The 21,544-nt window shown below is 68.0% G+C and carries 23 protein-coding genes; 5 read left to right on the top strand and 18 right to left on the bottom strand.

Annotation, left to right across the window (positions count from 1 at the left end; genetic code table 11):
- Nucleotides 1–12: 12 nt before the first annotated feature.
- Genes N0B31_RS03015 through N0B31_RS02990 form a run of 6 tightly spaced genes read right to left on the bottom strand, consistent with a single transcriptional unit; the run spans nucleotide 13 to nucleotide 6,049 of the window.
- The gene (locus N0B31_RS03015; protein WP_260594314.1) at nucleotides 13–1,506 is read right to left on the bottom strand and encodes an NADH-quinone oxidoreductase subunit N; all 1,494 of its coding nucleotides are present in this window, start codon (nucleotides 1,504–1,506) and stop codon (nucleotides 13–15) included.
- Nucleotides 1,507–3,072: a complex I subunit 4 family protein gene (locus tag N0B31_RS03010; protein ID WP_260594313.1), complete on the bottom strand. Its 1,566-nt coding sequence runs from the start codon at nucleotides 3,070–3,072 to the stop codon at nucleotides 1,507–1,509.
- Nucleotides 3,073–5,121, bottom strand: a complete 2,049-nt coding sequence (gene nuoL, locus N0B31_RS03005; RefSeq protein ID WP_260594312.1) for an NADH-quinone oxidoreductase subunit L — start codon at nucleotides 5,119–5,121, stop codon at nucleotides 3,073–3,075.
- A 3-nt stretch (nucleotides 5,122–5,124) separates the two neighbouring features.
- On the bottom strand, nucleotides 5,125–5,430 hold the full coding sequence (gene nuoK / locus N0B31_RS03000; RefSeq protein WP_260594311.1) for an NADH-quinone oxidoreductase subunit NuoK: 306 nt from the start codon (nucleotides 5,428–5,430) through the stop codon (nucleotides 5,125–5,127).
- Nucleotides 5,430–5,780: an NADH-quinone oxidoreductase subunit J gene (locus N0B31_RS02995; protein ID WP_260594310.1), complete on the bottom strand. Its 351-nt coding sequence runs from the start codon at nucleotides 5,778–5,780 to the stop codon at nucleotides 5,430–5,432. Before N0B31_RS02995 ends, nuoK begins: the two co-directional genes overlap by 1 nt.
- Nucleotides 5,777–6,049 carry an NADH-quinone oxidoreductase subunit J gene (locus tag N0B31_RS02990; protein ID WP_260594309.1) on the bottom strand — a complete coding sequence of 91 codons (273 nt, stop codon included), beginning with the start codon at nucleotides 6,047–6,049 and terminating at the stop codon, nucleotides 5,777–5,779. The genes N0B31_RS02995 and N0B31_RS02990 overlap by 4 nt, the downstream gene beginning before the upstream one ends.
- 160 nt (nucleotides 6,050–6,209) lie before the next feature.
- Between N0B31_RS02990 and N0B31_RS02985 the strand changes: the two genes are divergently transcribed.
- Nucleotides 6,210–6,698 carry a hypothetical protein gene (locus N0B31_RS02985; protein WP_260594308.1) on the top strand — a complete coding sequence of 163 codons (489 nt, stop codon included), beginning with the start codon at nucleotides 6,210–6,212 and terminating at the stop codon, nucleotides 6,696–6,698.
- On the top strand, nucleotides 6,695–7,630 hold the full coding sequence (locus N0B31_RS02980) for a hypothetical protein (protein ID WP_260594307.1): 936 nt from the start codon (nucleotides 6,695–6,697) through the stop codon (nucleotides 7,628–7,630). The genes N0B31_RS02985 and N0B31_RS02980 overlap by 4 nt, the downstream gene beginning before the upstream one ends.
- On the opposite strand, the gene N0B31_RS02975 is transcribed toward N0B31_RS02980, so the two are convergent.
- From N0B31_RS02975 to purE, 7 genes are all read right to left on the bottom strand, one after another.
- Nucleotides 7,624–8,553 carry a hypothetical protein gene (locus N0B31_RS02975; RefSeq protein WP_260594306.1) on the bottom strand — a complete coding sequence of 310 codons (930 nt, stop codon included), beginning with the start codon at nucleotides 8,551–8,553 and terminating at the stop codon, nucleotides 7,624–7,626. The genes N0B31_RS02980 and N0B31_RS02975 overlap by 7 nt on opposite strands.
- A 228-nt stretch (nucleotides 8,554–8,781) precedes the next feature.
- Nucleotides 8,782–9,243, bottom strand: a complete 462-nt coding sequence (locus N0B31_RS02970) for a NuoI/complex I 23 kDa subunit family protein (protein WP_260594305.1) — start codon at nucleotides 9,241–9,243, stop codon at nucleotides 8,782–8,784.
- Nucleotides 9,240–10,322, bottom strand: coding sequence for a complex I subunit 1/NuoH family protein (locus N0B31_RS02965; RefSeq protein WP_260594304.1), 1,083 nt, complete (start codon nucleotides 10,320–10,322; stop codon nucleotides 9,240–9,242). Before N0B31_RS02965 ends, N0B31_RS02970 begins: the two co-directional genes overlap by 4 nt.
- Nucleotides 10,322–12,007, bottom strand: coding sequence for an NADH-quinone oxidoreductase subunit D (locus N0B31_RS02960; RefSeq protein WP_260594303.1), 1,686 nt, complete (start codon nucleotides 12,005–12,007; stop codon nucleotides 10,322–10,324). The genes N0B31_RS02965 and N0B31_RS02960 overlap by 1 nt, the downstream gene beginning before the upstream one ends.
- Nucleotides 12,004–12,678, bottom strand: coding sequence for an NADH-quinone oxidoreductase subunit B (locus N0B31_RS02955; RefSeq protein ID WP_260594302.1), 675 nt, complete (start codon nucleotides 12,676–12,678; stop codon nucleotides 12,004–12,006). The genes N0B31_RS02960 and N0B31_RS02955 overlap by 4 nt, the downstream gene beginning before the upstream one ends.
- Before the next feature lie 2 nt (nucleotides 12,679–12,680).
- On the bottom strand, nucleotides 12,681–13,088 hold the full coding sequence (locus N0B31_RS02950; RefSeq protein ID WP_260594301.1) for an NADH-quinone oxidoreductase subunit A: 408 nt from the start codon (nucleotides 13,086–13,088) through the stop codon (nucleotides 12,681–12,683).
- A 96-nt stretch (nucleotides 13,089–13,184) separates the two neighbouring features.
- Complete coding sequence (purE, locus tag N0B31_RS02945) at nucleotides 13,185–13,802, bottom strand: 5-(carboxyamino)imidazole ribonucleotide mutase (RefSeq protein ID WP_260594300.1); 618 nt, start codon at nucleotides 13,800–13,802, stop codon at nucleotides 13,185–13,187.
- 82 nt (nucleotides 13,803–13,884) lie between these two features.
- Here purE and N0B31_RS02940 point away from each other — a divergent pair, with 82 nt between their 5' ends.
- On the top strand, nucleotides 13,885–14,076 hold the full coding sequence (locus N0B31_RS02940) for a hypothetical protein (protein ID WP_260594299.1): 192 nt from the start codon (nucleotides 13,885–13,887) through the stop codon (nucleotides 14,074–14,076).
- Between the two features lie 32 nt (nucleotides 14,077–14,108).
- On the opposite strand, the gene N0B31_RS02935 is transcribed toward N0B31_RS02940, so the two are convergent.
- The 4 genes from N0B31_RS02935 to N0B31_RS02920 form a co-directional block, all read right to left on the bottom strand.
- Nucleotides 14,109–14,843, bottom strand: coding sequence for a hypothetical protein (locus tag N0B31_RS02935; protein WP_260594298.1), 735 nt, complete (start codon nucleotides 14,841–14,843; stop codon nucleotides 14,109–14,111).
- 49 nt (nucleotides 14,844–14,892) lie between these two features.
- Nucleotides 14,893–16,095 (bottom strand): 5-(carboxyamino)imidazole ribonucleotide synthase, encoded by a 1,203-nt coding sequence (locus N0B31_RS02930; RefSeq protein WP_260594297.1) that lies wholly within the window; start codon nucleotides 16,093–16,095, stop codon nucleotides 14,893–14,895.
- 58 nt (nucleotides 16,096–16,153) lie between these two features.
- Nucleotides 16,154–17,245, bottom strand: coding sequence for a hemolysin family protein (locus N0B31_RS02925; protein ID WP_260594296.1), 1,092 nt, complete (start codon nucleotides 17,243–17,245; stop codon nucleotides 16,154–16,156).
- Between the two features lie 65 nt (nucleotides 17,246–17,310).
- A complete protein-coding gene (locus tag N0B31_RS02920) occupies nucleotides 17,311–19,125 on the bottom strand; it encodes a flippase activity-associated protein Agl23 (protein ID WP_260594295.1) in 1,815 nt (604 codons plus the stop codon).
- Nucleotides 19,126–19,439: 314 nt separating this feature from the next.
- Between N0B31_RS02920 and ribH the strand changes: the two genes are divergently transcribed.
- A complete protein-coding gene (gene ribH, locus N0B31_RS02915; RefSeq protein ID WP_260594294.1) occupies nucleotides 19,440–19,850 on the top strand; it encodes a 6,7-dimethyl-8-ribityllumazine synthase in 411 nt (136 codons plus the stop codon).
- 2 nt (nucleotides 19,851–19,852) lie between these two features.
- Nucleotides 19,853–21,025, top strand: a complete 1,173-nt coding sequence (locus N0B31_RS02910; protein ID WP_260644040.1) for a pyridoxal phosphate-dependent aminotransferase — start codon at nucleotides 19,853–19,855, stop codon at nucleotides 21,023–21,025.
- Between the two features lie 42 nt (nucleotides 21,026–21,067).
- Here the strand turns inward: N0B31_RS02910 and N0B31_RS02905 are convergent, their stop codons facing one another.
- A complete protein-coding gene (locus N0B31_RS02905) occupies nucleotides 21,068–21,454 on the bottom strand; it encodes a DUF7344 domain-containing protein (protein WP_260594293.1) in 387 nt (128 codons plus the stop codon).
- Nucleotides 21,455–21,544 lie beyond the last annotated feature (90 nt).

The following is a 21,544-nucleotide window of genomic DNA, read 5'->3' as shown; positions in this document are numbered from 1 at the left end:
TGGTCGGCCGGGTTACAGCAGCGCGGCGGCAGCGTCGAACGCCGTCCCCGAGAAGAGCCCGATGGCGGGCAGCAGGAGGACGGTGACGACGCCCGCGACGATCACGGCGGCGTAGAGGCCCGAGGGGTATCCACGCCGGTCGATGGCTTCGAGATTGCCGTTCGGCTCCTCGATCCACATCGCCTTCACCACGCGGCTGTAGTAGAACAGCGACAGGGCGCTGTTGATGGCCAGCACCGCGCCGAGCCACCAGACCCCCGCGCTGACCGTCCCGAGCAGCAGGAAGTACTTCGAGAGGAACCCGCCGCCGATGGGCAGGCCCGCGAGCGAGAACATGAACACGGTCATCGCGACGCAGGCGACGGGCGCCTTCTTCGCGAGGCCATTGTAGTCCTCGAACCGGCGGCCGAGCCCCCAGTACTCGCCCATGGCGATGAACAGGAACGCGCCCGTGTTCATGAAGCCGTAGACGAGCATGTGGAGCATCCCGGCGCCGAACGCGAGTGACTGGTCACCCACGCCGGTCAGGGCGGCCACGCCGATGAGGACGTAGCCGGCCTGGCCGATGGAGGAGTACGCCAGCATCCGCTTCACGTTCTCCTGCGTGGCCGCGGCGAAGTTCCCGACAGTCATCGTCACGATTGCCAGCACCTGGAACAGCAGGACCCAGTCGATGGCCGACGCGACCGCCGAGATGGGGAACGCGACGACGAACACGCGGTAGAGCACGACGAACCCGGCGGCCTTCGAGGCCGACGAGATGAACGCGCTGATGGGTGCGGGCGCACCCTCGTAGGCCTCCGGCGCCCAGAAGTGAACCGGGACGCTGGCCGTCTTGAACGCGAACCCCATCGTGATCATGAGGATGCCGACGCCGAGGATGCCGACCAGTTCCGTGCCGGCCACGGCGGTGGCGATGGCCTCGAGGTTCAGCGCACCCGCCACGCCGTACACCAGCGAGATGCCGTAGGCGAAGATGGCCGACGCGAGCGCACCGATGAGGAAGTACTTCAGGCCGGCCTCGACGCTCCCGCGGTTGTTCTTGAGGAACGCCACGAGTGCGTAGGACGGGAGCGAGGCGAGTTCGAGCGAGACGAACACCGTCGCGAGCGACCCCGCGGTCGCCATCAGGCTCATCCCCAGGGTGGCCAGGGTGACGAGCATGTAGTACTCGGCCTGGTACTCCAGGTCCGCGAGGTAGTCGATGGAGCCGACGTGGACGAGCGTGGCGACGCTCGTGAAGATGACGATGAACAGGAGCGACATCCCGTCGACGACGAGCTGTCCGCCGTACAGCGAGATGGCACCGTCCGTCTGGCCGACCCCGCTCAGGAGGTAGACGAGGGCGACGATCATCGCCGTCCCACTCCCGAGCGCCGCGATACCCGCCAGCAGCGGGTTGTTCGTCGAGTCCGGGTCGATGCTGTCCACGACGAACAGCAGCAGCGCGAACACGGCGAGCACCAGCACCGGCGCCATCGCGGCCCAGTCGGGGGTTATCGCCATCTATGCACCACCTCCGTAGTCCAGCACCACGCCACCCATGTCGATGACGGGGTTGATCGCATCCTGAATCATGTCGAAGAAGATGTCGTTCGGGAACGTGCCCAGCGCGACGATGAGCACGATGAGCGTCAGCAGCGGCACCACGTCGTGGCGCGCTGCCTCGCGGATCTCGTAGTCACCGTCGTAACTGAACGGGCCGAACAGCGTCCGCTGCATCGCCCAGAGCAGGTAGCCCGCCACGATGACGATGCCGAACATCGCCACTCCCGTCATGATAGCCATCCCGTCGTTCGGGATGACGGTCGACTGGAACGCGCCGACGAAGATGAAGAACTCCGCGGCGAACCCGGCCATCAGCGGGAGTCCGGCGTAGCCGAACGCCCCCGCGACGAACGCGCCGGTCGTGATGGGCATCCGATCCGCGAGTCCGGACATGTCCCCGACCATGCGCGTGTGCGTGACGTTGTAGATGACGCCGACGCAGGCGAACATCAGCCCCGAGATGAGGCCGTGGGCGACCATCTGGAACGTGGCGCCACCGAAGCCGTACGTGGTGTACGCGACCAGTCCGAGGATGACGTACCCCATCGACGAGACGGAGGAGTACGCGACGATGCGCTTGAGGTCCTGCTGTGCCAGCGCGAGCATCGCGCCGTAGATGACCGAGATCACGGCGACCGCGGCGATGACCACCGCGTAGTCCTGGGCGACGCCGGGCAGCATCGTGAAGTTGAACCGGAGCAGCGCGTACGTCCCCATCTTCAGGAGTACCCCCGCCAGCAGCACGGAGATAGGCGTCGGGGCTTCGACGTGAGCGTCCGGCAGCCACGTGTGGAACGGGACGATGGGCACCTTCACGCCGAAGCCGACGAACATCGCGAAGAACGCGAGCACCGCCAGCAGCTCCGGCCCGATGGGCCCGAGCGCGGCGAGTTCGCCCGCGCGGAGCGCCCCGGCGATGGCCGGCATGTCGAGCGTCGTGATGCTGTCACCCAGCCCGAACACGAGCCCGAAGAACCCGATGAACATCACCAGCGACGCGACGTTCGTGTAGACGAAGAACTTGATCGCCGCGTACTTCCGGCGCGGGCCGCCCCAGACGCCGATGAGGAAGTACATCGGGATGAGGACGCCCTCCCAGAAGACGAACCAGACGAAGAAGTCCAGCGCGGCGAACACACCGATGAGGGCCGCCTCCATGAAGAGGACGAGCCCGTAGAACTGGCTCTCGCGGTCGTCGATGGGGGTCCACGAGGCGAGGATGGCCAGCGGGACCAGCACCGTCGAGAGCAGGACGAGTGGCATCGAGACGCCGTCGAGCCCGACGTGCCAGTTCAGCGCGTAGGGGCCGACGGCGATCCACTCGGCCATCGACTCGAAGGCGATGGAGCCAGAGCCGTCGATGAGCGCGTTGCCCGTGCCGTCGTAGACGGCGTACATGTACAGCGAGACGGCGAGCGGCGCGAGCGAGATGCCGAGCGACGCCTTCGGCGCGAACCGGTCGGGGAGGAAGAAGACGACCCCCGCCCCGAGCAGGCAGAGCGCCAGCAGCAGTTCGATCAGCATCTAGAACCACCCCCCGGTGACGCCGAACGCCACCAGCAGCAGTACGAGCCCCAGGGTGACGAGGGCCGCGTAGTTGGACACGATGCCGGTCTGGATGCGCCGCAGGCGGTCACCGGAGAACAGGGAGACGGAGGAGACGAAGTTCACCGCCCCGTCGACGACCCCCTGGTCGAACCGGTCGGCGACGCGGGCGATGCCCACGCCGACGTCCTGTGCCAGCCAGACCTGATACTCGTCCTGGTAGTAGTTGTTGAAGAGCAAGTCTCTGACCGAACCGAGTTTCTCCGTGTGACGCTCGGGCTCGGGACCGCGGTAGAGCGCGAACGCGAGGCCCGCACCCGCGAGCGCCAGACCGAGCGAGAGCGCGGCCGACGCGAGCAGCGTGGTTATCTCCCCACCGATGTAGGACGGTGCGATGCCGGCCTGTTCCTCCAGCAGGACCTCGTAGTGGTGGAAGCCGACGAACGCCGCGTTCGCCGAGTCCGCGTTCAGGAAGTCGTGCAGGAAGTCGATGTTCGCCCCCGTCAACTTCTCGACGGGCACGAGGTTGATGACGCCGACGACCGCGGCGAGGGTCCCGAGCACCGCGAGCGGCCCCTTCACGTTCCAGCGGACGCCGTGCGGGTCACGCGCGGTGTCCGACCGGGGTTCACCGTGGAAGGTGAGCAGCACCATCCGGAAGGTGTAGAAGCCGGTGAAGAAGACAGCGAGCAGGCCCATCGCCCACGCGCCGAGCAGGAGCGGGCTGCCGAGGCCGTGGATGAGCGCCTCGAACAGCACCTCGTCCTTCGACCAGAAGCCGGAGAACGGGATGATGCCCGCGAGCGCCAGCGACCCGGAGAGGAACGCGTAGTAGGTCACCGGCATCTTGTCCTTCAGCCCACCCATGTCCCACATGTCCTCGTTGTGGTGCATCGCGATGATGACCGAGCCAGCCCCGAGGAACAGGAGTGCCTTGAAGATGGCGTGCGTGGTGAGGTGGAAGACGCCCGCGATGTAGCCACCCGTCCCCAGCGCGAGCATGATGTAGCCGTACTGGCTGATGGTGGAGTACGCGAGCACCTGCTTGATCTCCTCCTTGACGACGCCCATCGTCGCCGCGAACAGGGCGGTGAACCCACCCACGAACGCGATGACGGCGAGTGCCGTCGGGGAGACCGCGTAGAAGCCGTACATCCGGGCGACGAGGTAGACGCCGGCGGCGACCATCGTCGCGGCGTGGATGAGCGCCGAGACGGGGGTCGGACCCTCCATCGCGTCCGGGAGCCACGTGTGGAACGGGAACTGCGCGGACTTGCCCATCACGCCACCGAGGACGAGCAGGCCCACGACGGTGAACCACGCCTGTTCACCGAGGCCGAAGAACGTGGTCACCGAGTGCTCGCCGTTCAGCGCCTGTTCGGCGAGGTGGGGGAACCCCTCGCTGCCGGCGAACCCGGCGGTGCCGAACGTGGCGAAGACGGCGATCACGCCGATGAGGAAGAAGTAGTCACCGAAGCGGGTGACGAGGAACGCCTTCTTCGCGGCCGACGGCGGCGACGGCCCGCGGAACCAGAAGCCGATGAGCAGGTACGACGCCAGCCCGACGAGTTCGAAGAACATGAACGCCATCAGGAGGTTGTCGGCCATCACGAACGCCAGCATCGACCCCGAGAAGAAGCCGAGTTCGGCGTAGTACCGCGGGAGGCCGGTCTCGCCCTCGTCGTTCATGTAGCCCAGAGAGAACACGTGGACCAGCAGCGAGACGAGCGAGACGATGACCAGCATCAGCGCCGAGAGCTGGTCGACGAGGATGCCGAAGTGGAGGTCGAACGTCCCCTGTCCGATCGTCCACTGGTAGAGCACCTCCTGACTGATGCCCGGTTCACCGATGATACCGGCCACCGAGAGGAGTGCGAGCACCGAGATGATGAGTGACCCCGTCATCGCCGCGATGCCGGCGATGGCACCGCGCTTGGGGAGGTACTTGCCCGCGACGAGCGCGAGCAGGAACGAGACGAACGGCAACGCGGCGATAGCCGGGACGAACGCGAAGATTCCTTCTGCCATAGTTTACCACCTCAGAGTCGTCGCCTTGGTCACGTCGACGTCCTCGAAGTTGCGGTAGAGCACGAGGATGATGCCGATGCCGACGGCCACCTCGGCCGCCGCCAGCGCCATCGTGAACAGGCTGAACACCTGTCCCGTGAGGTTCCCGTGCATGAACGAGAACGCGACGAGGTTGATGTTCGCGGCGTTCAACATCAGCTCCACGCTCATCAGGAACATCAGCGCGTTCCGTCGCGTGAGGATGCCGAACAGGCCGATACAGAACACGGCCGCCGAGAGGACGAGGTAGTACTCGGTCGGGACCGCCATCAGCGGTCACCCCCCTTCCGTTCGTCGTCCTTGCCGCCGTCGGTCAGGGGGAGGAACCCTCCCTCCTCCGTCTCGCGGCTGCCGAGCATCACAGCGGCGTCGAGCGCCGCGTCCAGTACCAGCGCGATGACCAGGAAGACGATGAGGAACCCCTCGGCGTCGAACGCGCCGCCTGCGAGGTTGAACATCGCGTACCCGATGGAGGCGGTGATGGAACCCTCGCCGGGGAAGCCGGCCGGGGTTCCGAACTCGGCGGCGAGGAACACCGCCGAGAGGACGCCGAACAGGACAAACGCGAGCAGGCCGACGGCCTGTCGCTTGTTCCGTTCGAGTCGGGGGCGCGTCGTCACGCGCGGGTCACCTCCGTCTCGGGGCCCTGCTCACGGACGAGCATCACGGCGAACGTGATGAGGATGAGTACCCCACCCACGTACACCAGTATCTGCATCGCCGCGAGGAACTCCGCGCGGAGCATCACGTAGTGGACGGCGACGCTGGTCAGCGCCACGCCCAACAACAGGGCCGCGTGCCAGACGTCCCGGACCAACACGACGCCCAGGCTGCTGCCGGCCGTCACCAGCGCGAACAGCGCGAACGTCAGTGTCTCCAGTAGAGCCATTACGTACCACCTTACGGAGAATCGGTTTCAAGCTTGCTGTTTCCCGCGTGCGTGCGGGCGGCCGAAAACAGCCTCACTCTCCCCGTCGTGGGCCCGTCCACACCGTCCCAGCGCACGTATCGACCCACAGGACTTTCACGAACCGGAGGGTGTCCACCGCATGGACCGTCGCGCCCTCCTCGCCGCCGGGTCCGCAGCCCTCGCCGGCTGTCTACCCCTCCGTGGCAGTCCACGGACTCCCGGCGCGAACGCCAACGAACCACAGCTCCGAGCCGAGTACGAGTATCTCCCCGGGGACTCGGCCTACCGCGTTCGACACGCCGCCGGTAACGAGTTCACCGCCGAGAACACCGGCGCCCTCGTGGTCAGAGTCGACCCGCGAGACGAGCGCGCGAACTCGCGCCTCTGGGCCGGGACCGACGTCCGAGCGGACGACTCCGACGACGGGGGGGCCACCCAGTCGTTCCCGGTCGGCGTCGGCGACGAGATCCGCGTCCCCGCCCCGTCCCGTGGCGACGTCCGGGTCGTCTGGACCGGCCCCGACGGCGAGAACTCCGTCTCGCTCGACGTCTACCGGGCCGAGGAGCAGCCCACACCCACCCCGACACCTCGGCCGACGGCCGACGGGACGGCGACGGAGGACGGATGAACCGCCCAACCTCGCGGCAGGTCGTCGCCGTCCTGCTCGTCTGCCTCGCGCTCGGTGGTATCACCGCGGGCGTCCGCATCGCCGACGTCGGGGCCCCGTATCCGGCGGGGGAGACCACCGTCGACACGGACCAGCCGCCGCGCGAGGTGGTCCAGCAGTCCGGGCGTCTGCTGAACGTCCTCGACCACCGCCTCGTCACGCGCGTGTACGTCGTCGACGACACGGGTGACCGCGACCTCCACGCCGAGTACACGCACCTGCGTGAGTTCTCCGAGAAACAGCACCTCGCGGTCTACGACACCTACGCGACGCCGGGCAGGAGCGACCCCGTGAACCGCTCGACGCAGTTCCACTCGTTCGGGGCGTTCCTCCACGCAGGCATCCTCGAACGGCCGGGACGGACCGTGATATACCACACGGACGGGGGTTTCGTCAGCGAGGTGGGGGTCGGTGCGGACGCGAACGCGACGGTGTACGGACCCGACTCGAACGCTCCGCCGCGGTTCGTCGACCCGAACCGGGCCGCGGACGTAGCGCGCGAGAACGTCCGCGAACTCTACGGCGACGTGTTCGTCCCCCACGACGCCTCGTGGCGGGTCGCCGACCGGTCGAACGGCACCCGCACCTACGTCATCGACGAGGCCGACCAGCACTTCGAGACGCGGCCCATACCGTTCGGCGCCGAACTGCTCGACGGCAGTCGCATCAGCGTCACCGTCGACGCGGAGACGGGCCGGCTCCGGACCATCCGCGAACGGCGCGTCCTCCGCTACGACGTGCCCCCGCGTGAGGCGGGCGAGACCTTCGGGCAGGAGACCGTCGAGTACGAGGTGGAGACGCGCGTGGACCAGTACGGCACCGCGGAGGTACGCCAGCCCGCAGGCGCGTCACCGACGCTGCAGCAGTTGCTCGCTGACCTCCTGCACTACTGAGCCTCGGGCGCCGTCGACGGCGCCGACGCCGTCTCTCTGTCGTCCTCGGCACGGTGGGCCCGGATCGTCTCGAACAGCGTGAAGTGGTACCCGAGCGCCACCGGCCAGACGGCCGTCGTGACCAGCACGTCGACGAGCACGAGGCCGGCCAGCAGTTCGGGGGCGAGTGATGGGTCGGGCGCCGAGGCGTACGACGGGGCGTCGGGCGGGACGATGGCCAGCCGTGGACTCTGGAACGCTCGCTCGACGAACCGGTACGTGTCGACGTTCGTGGCGACGAAGAAGTAGAAGACGAGCGGGACCCCGACGCGGTAGACGGCGAGGCCAGCCGTGGCGGCCACGACGCGACCCGGTGCGCGCAGGACCGCCGAGAGTGCCTCGTCCAGCACCCCGCGGATGGTCCCTCGCTCGAGCGCGGCCGCGTCGAGGAAACCGAACAGCACACGAGCGACGCTCAGACCGACAAGTACCAGCGCGGCAGCGACGAGGGCGGCCGTCCCCGTCGCCGCGCGCTCACCCAGCGTCGTCGCGCCGCCGCCGAGCAGGTAGTTCCCGGCGGACGCGAGCGTCGCCAGCACGCCTGCGAGCGACACGAGCGCGAGGGCGGCCGCGAGCAACAGGAGCGTGTAGGCCACGCGGGCACCGAGCAGGCGGGGGTACCGCTGGAGCGAGTCGCGCACGAGGGTCCGGAGCGATCCGGGCGGCTCACCCCGCGCGTACGGCCAGAGCGCCGCGCCGAACAGTGGAGCGACGAGCAGGACGAACGCGGCGTAGCCGACGGCGTTCGTGACGGGCGAGTCGACGACGAACAGCAGGGCGTAGCCCGCGCCGAGGACGAGACCGAACGCGAGGCCGACGAGCCACACGGCTGGCTGGCCGTCGTACCGGTCGTCCAGGAGGCGGAGGGCAACACGGAGGGGCATACTCTCGGATGCTGCGCTCTCCTTGATAAATCTCCGGTGCGGTAGCGGTGCTGGGGCAGTCGAGTGTAGCTACCCGCGGCGAGCGCCAGCGAGCCGCGCGTTCTGAATCCAAGGTTTTCGAGGAGCGTGGTGGCGGAGCCACCACGTACCATGCGAGCGGGCGCTGCGCGCCCGCGAGCAGAGAGCGGTTCGCGCTTCGCGCGAACCCGACGAGAAAAGTTTGGTCGTCTACTGGTAGTCCACTTCCCCCTCACCCTCCCCGATCCACGCACCGCGGTCGGGCTCGCGGGAGGCGAGCGGGTCGATGTCCTTGTACCAGGGGACGTTCTTCAGCTGCTCCATGTTGTAGGCGAACTCGTCCTTGGTGTCCGCCGTGAACTCGAAGTTCTGCGTGAGCAGGATGGCGTCGACGGGGCAGACCTCCTCGCACAGCCGGCAGTAGATACACTGGCCGATGTGGAGGTTGTACTGCTCGCCGTTGCGCTGGTCGTCCGTGACGATCTGGATGGTGTCGTTCGGACAGACGTTCTCGCACTGGCGACACCAGATGCAGCGCTCCTGGGAGAACTTGTGGACACCGCGGAACCGGGGACTGACCTCGGGGGCCGTCTCCGGGTACTCCACGGTGAACGTGTTCCCGTCGAGCGCGTGTTTCATCGTCGTTGCCATCGATTTGAGTAGTCCGATCATACTATCAGCCCCACGATGACCGCCGTGAGCACGAGGTTCGCGAACGAGAGCACCAGCATCCCCTTCCAGCCGATCTCGATGAGCTGGTCGATGCGGACACGCGGGATGGCCGAGCGCATCCACTGGGTGAACAGGTACACCGCCAGGATCTTGATGACGAACCAGACGAAGCCGGGCAGGATCTCGAGGCCGACGATGGGACTCGTCGGGCCGCCGAGGAAGATGGTCGTGATGATGGCCCCGCCGAGGAAGATGTGGATGAACTCGGAGAGGTACGCCAGCACGAAGTAGACCGAGGAGTACTCGGTCTGCCACCCGGCGACGATCTCGGTCGGTGCCTCCGGGATGTCGAACGGGTTCCGGCCGACCTCAGCGAGGTTCGCCGCCATGAACAGCAGGAACGCGAACGGGTTCACGAACGCGTACCAGGACTTGATGCCGAAACCGCCGAGGTCGACGAGCGCCACGTTCTGCGCCTCGACGATGCCGCTCATCTGGAGCGTGCCGGCGAAGATGACTACCGACGCAGCCGTGAGGATGAGCGGAATCTCGTAGGCGAGGTTCTGTGCGACGGCGCGCAGGCCGCCGAGCAGCGAGTACTTGTTGTTCGAGGAGTAGCCGGCCATGACGAGCCCGACGGACGCGATGGACGCCACCGCGAAGACGTAGGCCAGTCCCACCTCGGGGTCGGCCAGCTGGATGCCGCTCCCCATCGGGATGACGGCGAAGCCGAGCAGCGCGCTCGACACCATCACGAACGGGGCGATGTCCCACGCGGGACGGTCGACGCCCTCGGGGACGATGAGCTCCTTCGAGAGGAGTCGCACCGCGTCGGCCACGATGATGAGGAGGCCGAACGGTCCGATGCGGTTGACCGCGATGCGGTCGGTGAACGCCGCCGTGATCTTCCGCTTGCCCCAGATGCCGGAGACCGCCACGAGCGTGAGCAGGAACGTGACGATTCCACCGGCCACGACGAACGAGAGCAGGAAGTCCTCGAGCGGGCTGAGTTCGCCCAGTCCGAGCAGGCTCCCGAGCGTGTCGACGGTGGTCTGTGCGACCACGGGGTCGACCGGCATCACCGGTCCACCTCCCCGAGCACGATGTCGAGGCTGCCGAGCGAGGCGATGAGGTCGGGCACGTATTCACCCTCGGACATCTCCGGGAGCGTCTGCAGGTTCGAGAAGCACGGCGACCGGATCTTGAACCGCGCCGGCTTGTCCGTGCCGTCCGAGCGCATGTAGATGCCGAGTTCACCCTTCGCGGCCTCGACCGCCCGGTAGATCTCGGTGTCCGGGTCGGGCTTGAGGGTGCGCGGGACGTTGGCCTGGATGGTCCGCTCCTCCTCGGGCCAGTCCTCGAGCAGGTTCACGCACTGCTCGATGATCTTCGCGCTCTCCTCGACCTCGCGCATCCGGACGAGGACCCGGCTGTAGTTGTCACAGCCGTCCTCTGTGACGACGTCCCAGTCGAGTTCGTCGTAGTACCCGTACGGGTCGTCGCGGCGGAGGTCGTAGTCGATGCCCGAGCCACGGGCGACCGGTCCGGTCGCGCCGTACGACTTGGCCTTCTCGGGCGAGAGGACGCCGGTGTTGACACACCGCATCTGGAAGATCTCGTTCGAGGTGATCATGTCGTGGTACTCCTCCAGCCGACCGGGGAGCTCGTCGAGGAAGTCGCGCGTCTTCTCGAAGAACTCCTCGCGGGGCTCGGGGAGGTCCCACGCCACGCCACCGAGACGGAGGTAGTTGAACATCAGCCGCTGACCCGTGAGGTCCTCGAGGATGTTCTGGACGACCTCGCGGTCCCGGGTGGAGTACATGAAGATGGCCGTGAAGTCGCCGTAGACGTCGAGCGCGAACGTGCCGACCGCGAGCAGGTGCGCCGCGATGCGGCAGAGTTCGGCGGACATCGTCCGGATGACCTGCGCGTACTCCGGGACCTCGATGTCGGCCATGTCCTCGGCGGCGCGGGCGTACGCCCACTCGTTGAGGATGCCGGCCGAGATGTAGTCCCAGCGGTCCGGGTACGGCATGATCTGGTGACGGTACGTCGACTGCTGGCACATCTGCTCCTCACAGCGGTGGAGGTAGCCGATGTCCGGTTCCACGTCCGCGACCTGCTCGCCGTCGAGCGTCGTCTTCAGGTGCAGAACACCGTGCGTGGCGGGGTGGTGCGGCCCGATGTTGACGAACATCGTGTCGCTGTTCTCGCCCGAACGGTGGTCCTCCTCCAGCGGGTTCGCGTGCTCGCGGAGCGTGACGATCTGGGGCTTCTCGGGGTTGTAATCCAGCCCGAGCGGGTGGCCCTGCCACGTCTCCGGCAACAGGATGCGCCGGAGGTCCGGGTGGTCGTCGTACTGGATGCCGACGAGGTCGTAGGCCTCGCGCTCGTGCCAGTCGGCGGTGCGGAACACCGAGTTGCCGGACTGGCTGCGCGGGTCGTCCTTCGCGGTCGGCACGACGAGACCGACCTCGTGGGTCGGCTCGTCGAACTTCCGGAGGTGGTAGATGGACTCGAAGCGGTCCTCGTACTCCTGTGCGGTGACACAGGAGAGGTGGTCGAAGCCCGCCTCGTTCCGGAGCGTGCCGAGCGCGGTGGCGACCTCGTCCGGTCGGACGACGAACGCCTCCGCGTTGACGTGGCTCTCGCGACCGATGACGAGGTCGCCGAGCAGTTCCTCGAGCGCCTCGTAGTCGATGCCGTCCTCCGTCACGCCGACGAGGTCGCCGCTGTCGGGTCGCTCTGGTCGTTCCAGACTCATGGCGAATCGGCCCAGTTGTAGCGCATGACGAGGTCCTCCTCGTCGATCTCGCTGGCGAGGTGCTGGACGAGTTCGTCGCGGTCGAGGTCACCGAACTGCTCGAGTTCGTACGGCTTGACCGTGACCGGCGACGTCTCGCCGTTGGCGATACGTTCCTGGAGTTTCGCGATGCCGTAGACCAGCGCCTCGGGGCGGGGCGGGCAGCCGGGGACGTGGATGTCCACCGGGATGACCTCCTCGGCACCCTTGATGACGTTGTAGCCCTCCTGGAAGGGGCCACCGGAGATGGTACAGGAGCCCATCCCGACGACGAACTTCGGCTCGGGCATCTGGTCGTAGACGCGCTTCATCCGCGGGGCGAACTTCGAGACGATGGTCCCCGGAACGATGATGACGTCCGCCTGGCGCGGCGACGCGCGGGGGACACCGGCACCGAAGCGGTCGAGGTCGTGCTTGACCGCGTAGGTGTGCATCATCTCGATGCTGCAGCAGGCGATGCCGAACTGCAGCATGAACATCGAGGAGCCCCGCACCCAGTTCATGAACTTGTCGAACTTCGTGAGGATGAACGGCGAGGAGCCGAACGCCTCACGCAGTTTCGAGTTGAATCGGTTGTCGACGCCCTCGCCCATGCGGGCTTCCTGCGTCGTCTGTATGTCTTCGGAACTCATTGTTACTCTGCGGTCTCTCTGCGGTCCGCCCGCGGGCTCTTGACCCAGCGGACGGCGCCGTTACGCCACGCCCACGCCAGACCGACGACGAGGACGCCGATGAACACGAGCATCGGTACCAGTACCGGCACGATGCCGGCCGAGGACACGGCGTCCCGGTAGATGACCGTCCACGGGAAGATGAGGACGGTCTCGATGTCGAAGATGACGAACAACAGCGCCACCATGTAGTACTGGATGTTGAAGCGGATGCGCGTGTTGCCCGTCGGGACTTCGCCGGACTCGTAGACGGCGCGTTTACCTTGCTCCGGAACACTCGGGCGGAGGAGACTCGACGCACCCACCATGACGAGGGGTACGAGGAGTCCCACCAGCGCGAGCGCACCGATAGCGATCCATGGATTGCTCACGGCTCTATCGTAGCGACGTTAGTAGCACCCGTACATAAGAGTTGATAACGCCGCGTGCGCGCGGTTTCGCGGAACCGGTCCGCTCCCGACAGACGGTCACTTCCGCGAGGCTCGGAACGTCGCGGTGCCACGCTCGTGGAGTTCCCGGGAGACCGTCCCGACGCCGTCCTGCAGGGCCTCGTGGTACGCTTCCAGCCGCGTCTCCAGTTCTGGGTGCGCGCGGGCGAGCACCTGCACGGCGGACAGCGCGGCGTTGAACGACTTGCCCGCGTCCACCGCCACCAGCGGCGCGCCCGTCGGCATCCCGATGACCGACGAGACGCTCTTCTCCTGGACCGGGACCCCGATGACGGGCAGCGGGTACGCGATGCTCGCCGTCATGTTCGGCAGGTCCGCGCTCTTGCCCCCGGCGCCGGCGATGAGCACGTCGAGGCCCCGTTCCCGAGCGGTCTCCGCGTAGGCGTACATCAGGTTGGGCGTGCGATGCGCGCTCACGACGTAGGTCTCGAACGTGAATCGCGCCTCGGGCGGGTCGTCGTCGTCGGTGACCTCCTCGAACCCGAGTTCGGTCAGGGCGTCGTACGCCCCGTCCATCACGGGCAGGTCCGAGTCCGACCCCATCACGATACCGACCTCGGGGGTCTCCTCGGTCGGGCGGTCGCGCTCGGCTTCGGCACGCAGGTCGTCGACCAGAGACTGCACGGCGTCGCTCATACGAGGGGGCGCGAGCGGGGAGGTAATCGTGGTTGTGGTCCGGTTCGCCAGGATTTTGTCCGTCCCCGCGCCAGTCCGCTCCGTGCGCCCTCCACTCAGAGCCGTCCTCGCCGTGCTCGTCGCGCTCCCGACCGCGTTCGGCCTCGGACTCTCGCTCGGTCCGGACCCGACCGGGTTCGTGCCCGTCGTCGTCGGCACCGTCCTGACACTCGTCTTCGCCACGGGACTCTACCGCCTGTTGCCGGACGCGACGCCGGACTCGTCGGCCGACTGAGTCGGCCGCGGTCGGTCGACACCGTGCTCTCGCTACTCCTCGACGGGGAGCCTCGCGAGGCCGAGCAGGAGCGCGCTCAGCCCACCGACGAAGCCGACGAACGACGCGAGCAGTCGCACCGGGTCGGGGACGGGCGACCCGATGGACTCGCTTCCGGTGACGAACGCAGCGTAGTAGTCGCCGCCGAGCGCGTAGACCTGTCCGACAGCCACGTCGCTCGGGTTCTGGGGGCTCTCGACCGGTTCACCGGACACCACGGCCCGCAGAGCCACACGAGAGCGCTGGACCCGGTCTGCCGCCACATCCGAGACGCCGTCACCGCTCACGTTCGCCAGTACCTGCTCGGCCGGGAGGGGTTCGAGTGTCAGCGTGGCCGTCCCGTTCCCCCCGCCGAGCGTCCGATGGTAGTAGCCGTCGTCGAGTTCGACGTAGCCGACACGGATACCGACTCTGTCGTACCCGGCGACGGTCACGGGGCCGTCGTCGGCGACGGACTGTTCGAACGCGCAGACCCGCTCGCTCAGGTCACGGTCTGTCCGCTGTCCGAACACCGACTCGCAACCGACCCCCGAGAGGTCGTTGGAGTAGCCACCGTGATTCGGGTCGACGACCGGGTCGTACTCGACGTCGTCGCCCTGCGGGACGAGTTCGCTCCGCTCGTACGTGTAGCGCGTCTCGCCTTCGTTCGGGAACAGCCACACCGGGTTCGCGAACAGGGCGACGGAGACGAGGAGGACCAGCAGCAGGCGGCGGGTGGAGGGCGCCATCGTGGGGAGGTGCAGGTCGCCCGGCAAGAATCTTGTCGCTCGCCGGGACTCAGCGGAACGTCAGACCGTCGCGGACCGTGCGCACCGCGTCGAGTAGTTCGTCCACGTCCTCGTCTCCCTCGCCGGACAACGTGACGTGGCCCATCTTCCGCAGCGGCCGCACGTCGCGCTTGCCGTACCAGTGCATCGCCAGCCGCGGGACCGAGAGCGCCTCGTCCGCCCCGGCGAGTCGTGCGGGGCGTGTCTCGTCCACGTCCCCGAGGATGTTCGCCGACACCGTGGGCGCGCGTCGGCGCGTGCTCCCGAGCGGCAGGCCGACCACCGCGCGGACGTGCTGTTCGAACTGCGAGACGTCACACCCCTCGATGGTCCAGTGGCCGGAGTTGTGTGGGCGGGGGGCGACCTCGTTGACGAGGATGTCACCCGCTCGCGGGTCGCTCCGCTCAATGCTCGCATCCGCGTCGCGTGGCGACGCGCACTCGAACAGTTCGATGCCGTAGACGCCCCGACCGTCGAGCGTCCCCAGTACCTCACGCGCCACCTCCTCGGCGCGTTCCAGCGTCGCCTCGTCGGTCCGCGCCGGCGAGACGCTCTCACGGAGTATCTCCTCCCGGTGGACGGTCTCGGTCACGGGGAACGTGTCGATACCGTCCGGGCCGCGGCAGCCGATGACCGCGAGTTCACGCTCGAACGGGACCATCGCCTCGGCCACGGCGTTCTCCCCGCCGACCTCGGCGAGCGCGGCGTCGGCGTCCTCGGGGCCCTCGCAGGGGAGGTTCCCGCGCCCGTCGTACCCGCCTTCGCGGGCCTTCAGCATCACCGGCCAGCCGAGCTCCTCGCCCGCGGCACGGAGGTCCGCGACGTCGTCGACGCGACGGAACTCCGGGGTGGGGATCCCCGCCGCGGCGTAGGACTCGTTCTGTCGGAGTTTGTCCTGTATCGTCCGCAGGGTGTCCGGGTCCGGGTGGACCGGTGTCCCCGTCTCCTCGCTCACCCGCGCGAGCGTGTCCGGGTCCGCGAGTTCGATCTCGTAGGTCAGCACGTCCGCGCGCTCGGCGAGTTCGCGGAGCGTCTCGTAGTCGTCGAACGCGCCGACGACCTGGTCGCGGACGACGGGACTCGCGGGGCAGTCGGGAGTCGGGTCGGAGACGACGAGTTCGACGCCGAGCGGTCCGGCCGCCTCGCCGAGCATCCGGCCGAGTTGCCCGCCTCCGACCACGCCGAGGGTCGGACCGGGCGACGTGAGTTCCATAGGCGGGGCGTCCGTGCGGGCCGGCCTATCGGTTTCGTTTCTCGACGGGGCGCGTCGGTCAGGAGGGGGTGGCCCCGGCGTCGGTCCCCGCTCCGGACGACCCGTCGAGCGGGTCCTCCAGGTCGCCCACGACGGCCTCCAGCGCGTCGGTGGCCGTGAGCAGACCGACCACCTCACCCTCCGAGAGCACCAGCGCGAGTTCCTGACTCTCGGCCTGGAACTGGTCGATGGCGTCGCTGATGGAGGTGTTCGCCGAGATGGTCATCGGCGGGGCCGCGATGTCGGCGAACGACAGCTCGCCGTCTTTCAGGGCGTCGACGTGCTCGACCACGCTCGGGACGTAGACGATACCGACGAAGTCGTCGGCGTCGTCGCCGACGAGTGGAAATCGGGTGTGGGGTGTGCCGGACATCCGTTCGAGGTTCTCCTCGACCGACACGGCCGTCGAGAGCGCGACCACGTCCTCCTCGGCCACCATCACCTCGCGGACCTCGGTCGTCCCGGCCTCCAGCGCGGCCAGCACCTCGTCGTGCCGCTCCCCGGAGAGTTCACCGCGCTCGAGCAGCGAACTGACGCGGTTGCGGAGCTGGGCGCGCGACTCGATGGCGTCCTCCTCGGCCTCGAGCCACGCGCCGGTCATCTCGACGCCGAACAGGCGAAGGGTCCCTTTCGCCACCCAGTCACCCAGCGTGATGATGGGCGAGATGATCACGTAGAAGTAGTAGAGCGGCGCGGCTCCGTAGCGACAGACCCACCGCGAGCGCTCGACCCCGAGGTACGTGGGGGTCTGCTCGCCGTGGGTCAGGTGGACGAGGTTGATGATGAAGTACGCGATGAGCGCGCCGGCCCCGATGGTCGCCAGCGGCGTGCCGCCGAACAGCGGTTCGAACAGCGCCGCCAGTGCGGGTTCCGCGACGATACCGACCGCGATACTCGACGCGGTGATGCCGACCTGACAGGTCGTCAGGTAGAGTTCGAGGTCCTGGGTCATCTCCCAGGCTCGCTCGAGTCGAGCGTCGCCGTCCACGAACTCCTCCTCCGTGAACTGGCGCGCACGCGTCAACGCGAACTCGATGGCGACGAAGAAGCCGTTGGCGAGGATGAGCAGTACGCCGGCGGTCAGGCGGAGCCCGATCTCGACTGCGTTCATCGGCTATCAGTGCTCGGTGTGAGTCGCCGGCGACGTTAGAAACTGTTGTCTCGTCCCCGACAGGGTCACTCCTCGGCCCGGACGTACAGTAGTGTCTCCTTCCGGTCGCCCGCGGCGGTCCGGAGGTAGAACGTCGACTTCTCGTAGCCCTCGAGTCGCTCGTCGAGGAACGACTCGTGGACGACGGGCGCGAGGACGACCGGTGGTTCACCGGCGTAGGCCTCGTCGAACTGTGTGCTGTTGCTCGCACACACCGTACCGATGTCGTCCTTGTAGTGGTACCACGGGAGCGAGAGCGACGGGAAGAACTTCATACACTGTGGGTGCAGCGGGACCCTGATGTCGTCGTTCCCGAGCCCGACGAAGTCGTCCTCGTTGTCGACGTAGAGGTCACCGTAGACGAGCACGGCGGGGTCGGCGCCGCTCCGCTCGGCCTCGCGCATCGCCTCGGTCGCCTGCCGCATCGAGTCGCTCGGCTGGGCGTACTGGACCATCCCGTCGGCCGTGTCGTCGTTCAGGTAGACGCCGTTGGCAGTGGCGACGGCCAGTTGCCCGCCGACCAGCAGGAAGAGGACGGCGACCAGACCGACCGAGACCCGGTCGTCGTCGGCGAACGACTCCCAGCCGACGCGGTAGAGTGCGGCCAGCGTCACCGCAGCCGGGATGGCGAGCGGGACGAGGACGTTCACCGTGATCCACGCGCCGTAGATGTCCGTCCCGATGGGATAGCCGATGGCCGACGCGAACGCCCAGTAGGACGCGAACATCACGAACGGCCGGGGGCGCGCGGCGCCGTACCGCTCGTACAGGAACCCGAGGACGCCGAACGTCCCGAGCGCGGCCGCGTAGTAGGCGTACGTCTCGAGGGTCTGCCCGCCGAAGTTGACGAACTTGTCGACGAGTCCACTGACGGTCAGCGCCTCGCCGCCCTCGCTCCCCGACTGCTCGAACCAGTAGGCGATCTTCTCGATGTCGCCGATGGTGGCGTCCAGCACCCCCCCGAACGCACCGGGATTCGAGAGCAGGCCGTACAGGCCGACGGGCTGGCCGCCCACCTCGACCGGCGACCCGGCCCCACGGGGGGCGTAGAAGAACAGGACGACGACGAGGAGCAGGACGCTCGCGAGGATGGCGTGCGAGGCCACGCGGACGACCGTCTCGCCGTCGCCCCGGTCACGTGTTCGGGCGTAGAGCGCCCGGACGCGGTCGCTCCCCCCGTCGTAGTCGCGGGGGCCGAACAGCGCGCGGTCGGCGACGAGCGCACCGGCGCCGAGCCAACAGAGCACGTAGAGGATGGCGTTCTCCTTCGAGGCGAAGCCGAAGCCCACCAGGAGCGTCCCGAGGTAGAACGGGCGCACGTCGCGGGTGTCGTAGGCGTAGACGAACAGCGCGAACGCGCCGAACATGAACCCGGCGACGAGGATGGACGACCGCGAGAACCGCGAGTAGTAGAGCAGGACGGGGTTGAGTGCGAGGAACAGCGCGAGCGCGACGGTCTCCGTGTCGCGCAGGCGGTGTCGCAGGAGGAGGGCGGTGGCGGGGAGGGCCGCGCCGACGAGGGCGACGACGAGCCGTGACGCGAAGTCCGTGGGACCGAGGACGGGGAACAGCGCGGCGTTGACGTGCTGGATGAACGGGCCGTGGATGATGGAGCGGTACTCGAACGCACCGGTGCGCACGAAGTACTCGGTGAAGTACGCGACCCGTCCCTCGTCGAAGTGGGCCGGGCGCGCACCCAGCGCGACCAGTCGGAGGAGGAGTCCGGCGACGACGGTGAGGACGACACCGCGGGTGGCGTCGTCCGCGTCGCCGAGGTAGGGTACGCGGTCGAGGACCGAGAGCGAGTGGAGGTAGTCGCTGTCGTCGGTTCGGGCGGCCATCTGGTCCCTGTTGGTGGTCGCCGGGGTTAGAACGTTTCTGGTTGGGACCGGGGGTAGAACCCCCGACAGCCGGCGAGCGAACCCCTCGCACGGCTCGGGAACCCGCGACCGTTCGGAGACCCGAGAGGTCGTGGTTCTCGCCGAGCAGTACGAGAGCTGACAGGTCGAGGGACCTGTCCGAACCAGCAGCACAGCTGACCGGAGCCGTGTCGGGCGGTTCCGTGCCGTCGGCCACGCTGGCACGGTCGCCGACGAGCCACGAGCGGACTGCAGGAAACGGCACGACTTTCACCCCTGCTTTCGACCCGTGGCACATGGTCAGACTCGGACTCGTCGTCTCCCAGTACAACAAGGAGGCGCCGGTCACGCATCGGATGGCCGACGCCGCCCGCGAGGCGGCCGCCGCACGCGACGCCGAGATCGTCGACACCATCGAGGTGCCGGGGGTCTACGAGACGCCGCTCGCGGCCGACCGCCTCGCACGGCGCGAGGACGTGCAGGCCGTCGCGGTGCTCGGTGCGATAATCACCGGCGACACGGACCACGACCAGGCAATCGGGCACGCCGCGGCCCAGCAGATCAGTCGGGTCTCGCTCGACCGGGACACCCCCGTCACGCTCGGCATCACCGGGCCGGGGCAGTCCGCGGCCGAAGCGGTAGAGCGAACCGACAAGGGGGCGGAAGCGGTAGACAGCGCCATCGACATGGTGGAGGCACTCGCATGACAATGGAATTCGACTTCGCAGCACGCGTCGGCAGAGTAGAACCGTCCGCGACCATCGCCATCTCCAACCTCGCCGGGGAACTGGAGGCCGACGGGGTGGACGTGGTGGACCTCTCGGTGGGAGAACCTGACTTCCCCACTCCGGAGAACGTCGTCGAGGCCGGGAAGGCCGCGATGGACGCCGGGCACACGGGCTACACGTCCTCGAACGGCATCCCCGCGCTCCGCGAGGCCATCAGCGAGAAGCTCGCGGCCGACGGCCTCGACTACGGCACCGACGAGATCATCGTCACGCCCGGCGGCAAACAGGCACTCTACGAGGTGTTCCAGACGCTCATCGACGACGGGGACGAGGTCGTCCTGCTCGACCCCGCGTGGGTCAGCTACGAGGCGATGGCGAAGCTCGCGGGCGGCTCGCTCTCGCGCGTGGACCTCGCGCCCCACGACTTCCAGCTGGAGCCCGCACTCGACGACCTCGCCGAGACGGTCTCCGACGACACGGAGCTCCTCGTCGTCAACTCCCCGTCGAACCCGACGGGTGCCGTCTTCTCCGACGCCGCGCTGGAGGGCGTCCGTGACCTCGCCGTCGAACACGACGTCACCGTCATCTCCGACGAGATATACAAGGAGATCACCTACGGCGTCGAGGCCACCTCGCTCGGGAGCCTCGACGGGATGGGTGACCGGACGGTCACGCTCAACGGCTTCTCGAAGGCCTACTCGATGACCGGGTGGCGCCTGGGCTACTTCGCCGCACCGAAGCCCATCGTCGAGCAGGCCAGCAAACTCCACAGCCACTCGGTGACCTGCGCAGTGAACTTCGTGCAGCACGCGGGCGTGGAGGCGCTCACGAACACCGACGACGCGGTCACGGAGATGCGTGACGCGTTCGACGAGCGCCGCGAGATGCTCGTCGACCGCCTCGACGAGGCGGGCGTCGACGTCGCCGTCCCCGACGGCGCGTTCTACATGATGCTCCCCGTCGACGGCTCGAGGGCCGGCAGCGACCCCGACGACGACCACGCGTGGTGCGAGGCCGCCATCGAGGAGGCCCACGTAGCCACGGTGCCGGGGAGCGCGTTCAACGCGCCGGGGCACGCCCGTATCTCCTACGCCGCGAGCGAGGAGCGGCTCCGCGAGGCCGTCGAGCGGCTCGTCGACGCGGACCTGTTCTGAGGGACGGTCCCCGCGCTCTCCCACGCGGTCCGTACCCAGCTCTCACTCGAAGCCCGCCGCGTGCTGGAGGTACTCCTCCACCACCGGGTGGCCGTAGTACCGGACGTCGCCCCCGCGCTCGTCGTAGTCGACGATGCGGTGGTCCGCGAGCATCGGGAGGTGCACCCGCTCGAGTTCGGCGCGCACCACCTCGCGGTCGGGGTCGCCGTCACCGAGCTGTCGCTCGCGGGTCGTCACCCACTCGACGAGGTCGTCGATACTGCAGGCGTCGGCGTCGGCCAGCACTCGGAGGAGGACCCGTCGGCGTCGAGTGGCGAGGACGGTGAACACCGCGTCGAGCGACAGTTCCATCACCGCCCGGCCACAGCGCAGGGCGTGGACGTCGGCACTCGCCTCGGCGGGGCGGCCGCTCTCGTTGTGCTCGACCATGAGGCCTCCTCGGGCTCCTCCCGGCTAAACGGCTAGCCTGAATCGTAAAGCCGGACGAGAATCCAGTTAGAAAACCAACACGAAGGCGCC

The organism is Salinirubellus salinus, assembly GCF_025231485.1.
Classification (GTDB): Archaea; Halobacteriota; Halobacteria; order Halobacteriales; family Haloarculaceae; genus Salinirubellus; species Salinirubellus salinus.
The sequence above is the reverse complement of the archived record's forward strand: the minus strand, read 5'-3'. Positions and strand labels throughout refer to the sequence as shown.

Coding starts and splice junctions, on each gene's coding strand:
- N0B31_RS02965 (WP_260594304.1), bottom strand. CDS start 10,322: ATGCCGGTCGACCCCGTGGTCGCACAGACCACCGTCGACACGCTCGGG.
- N0B31_RS02905 (WP_260594293.1), bottom strand. CDS start 21,454: ATGGTCGAGCACAACGAGAGCGGCCGCCCCGCCGAGGCGAGTGCCGAC.
- N0B31_RS03010 (WP_260594313.1), bottom strand. CDS start 3,072: ATGCTGATCGAACTGCTGCTGGCGCTCTGCCTGCTCGGGGCGGGGGTC.
- N0B31_RS02970 (WP_260594305.1), bottom strand. CDS start 9,243: ATGATCGGACTACTCAAATCGATGGCAACGACGATGAAACACGCGCTC.
- N0B31_RS02930 (WP_260594297.1), bottom strand. CDS start 16,095: ATGGAACTCACGTCGCCCGGTCCGACCCTCGGCGTGGTCGGAGGCGGG.
- N0B31_RS02975 (WP_260594306.1), bottom strand. CDS start 8,553: ATGCCCCTCCGTGTTGCCCTCCGCCTCCTGGACGACCGGTACGACGGC.
- ribH (WP_260594294.1), top strand. CDS start 19,440: ATGGTCAGACTCGGACTCGTCGTCTCCCAGTACAACAAGGAGGCGCCG.
- N0B31_RS02985 (WP_260594308.1), top strand. CDS start 6,210: ATGGACCGTCGCGCCCTCCTCGCCGCCGGGTCCGCAGCCCTCGCCGGC.
- N0B31_RS02990 (WP_260594309.1), bottom strand. CDS start 6,049: ATGGCTCTACTGGAGACACTGACGTTCGCGCTGTTCGCGCTGGTGACG.
- N0B31_RS02935 (WP_260594298.1), bottom strand. CDS start 14,843: ATGGCGCCCTCCACCCGCCGCCTGCTGCTGGTCCTCCTCGTCTCCGTC.
- N0B31_RS02920 (WP_260594295.1), bottom strand. CDS start 19,125: ATGGCCGCCCGAACCGACGACAGCGACTACCTCCACTCGCTCTCGGTC.
- nuoL (WP_260594312.1), bottom strand. CDS start 5,121: ATGGCAGAAGGAATCTTCGCGTTCGTCCCGGCTATCGCCGCGTTGCCG.
- N0B31_RS02925 (WP_260594296.1), bottom strand. CDS start 17,245: ATGAACGCAGTCGAGATCGGGCTCCGCCTGACCGCCGGCGTACTGCTC.
- N0B31_RS03015 (WP_260594314.1), bottom strand. CDS start 1,506: ATGGCGATAACCCCCGACTGGGCCGCGATGGCGCCGGTGCTGGTGCTC.
- N0B31_RS02910 (WP_260644040.1), top strand. CDS start 19,853: ATGGAATTCGACTTCGCAGCACGCGTCGGCAGAGTAGAACCGTCCGCG.
- purE (WP_260594300.1), bottom strand. CDS start 13,802: ATGAGCGACGCCGTGCAGTCTCTGGTCGACGACCTGCGTGCCGAAGCC.
- N0B31_RS02980 (WP_260594307.1), top strand. CDS start 6,695: ATGAACCGCCCAACCTCGCGGCAGGTCGTCGCCGTCCTGCTCGTCTGC.
- N0B31_RS02955 (WP_260594302.1), bottom strand. CDS start 12,678: ATGAGTTCCGAAGACATACAGACGACGCAGGAAGCCCGCATGGGCGAG.
- N0B31_RS02960 (WP_260594303.1), bottom strand. CDS start 12,007: ATGAGTCTGGAACGACCAGAGCGACCCGACAGCGGCGACCTCGTCGGC.
- nuoK (WP_260594311.1), bottom strand. CDS start 5,430: ATGGCGGTCCCGACCGAGTACTACCTCGTCCTCTCGGCGGCCGTGTTC.